This window comes from Acidovorax sp. GW821-FHT10A04 (genome assembly GCF_059415825.1).
The window spans coordinates 1-958 of record NZ_JBWKNZ010000037.1 but is presented as its reverse complement, the minus strand read 5'-3'; the positions used below and the strand labels follow the sequence as shown (position 1 = coordinate 958).

General features: G+C 62.3%; 1 protein-coding gene. It reads left to right on the top strand.

Translation table 11 applies throughout. From position 1 onward, the window contains the following. Positions 1 to 277 precede the first annotated feature (277 nt). The coding region (locus AC07PF_RS33090; RefSeq protein ID WP_494614751.1) for an IS110 family transposase at positions 278 to 958 on the top strand (681 nt) is incomplete at its 3' end.

The following is a 958-nucleotide window of genomic DNA, read 5'->3' as shown; positions in this document are numbered from 1 at the left end:
CGGCGGCGCAGTAACTTTCTCTTGCGTCGCCAAGAGAAAGTCACCAAAGAGAAGGCGACCCCCAGTCTGCGTCCCCCATCGCCCGGTGGGCGATGGGGGCAACCTGCGATGCTTGTATGGTTGAGGCGTCGGGGTGGAGGGACTCTGCGATGCATCGGCAACGACCATTGACCGACGGCGCGAGTTGTCTCCCGCCCCACCTCCCAGCGTCGATCAGGAACTGAGCGGCGCACTGCCCTGTGCGTGGAGACGTGCGGCAGCGCGACCACCGAACTGAATGCAAGCCAACCAGGGAGATGGACTACACCCCGACGAGACCATTATCTTGATTGGAGGTACCGTCATGCAAGCCTCTGCCGTGTTCATTGGAGTGGATGTATCCAAGAACGAACTGGTGATAGCACAGGCAGGCCAGCCGCCTCGCTGCGTGCCCAACAACACGTCCAAAGTGCGCGCCTGGCTGCGCACCATCCCCGCCCAGGCACAGATAGCCATGGAGTCGACAGGCCGCTACCACGCCCTGCTGGCCCACCTGTGCGTACAAGTGGGCCTGAAGGTGTATGTGCTCAACGCCCGCGACGTCTTCTTCTATGCGCGAGCCCTTGGCGCACGGGCCAAGACAGACAGCGTCGATGCAGCAATCATTGCCCGCTACCTGGCAGAGCACCATGCACAACTGCACCCCTGGCAACCCGGCAGCGTGCTGCAGCAGCAACTGCAAGGGCTGCTCAAGCGGCGCGCACAGCTGGCGACACACCGCTCGGCGCTGAGCCAGTCCTTCATGGGAATCGAGGTACCGGGCAATGCCATGGGCAAGCTCAGGACGGCCTTTGAGGGGCTCTTGAAAGCCATCGACACCCAGATCAAGCGCCTGATCGACAGCGATGAGCAAATGGCCCAGGGCTACAAGAAGCTGCAAACCATCACCGGCATCGGGCTTCAGACAGGCGCACTGCTG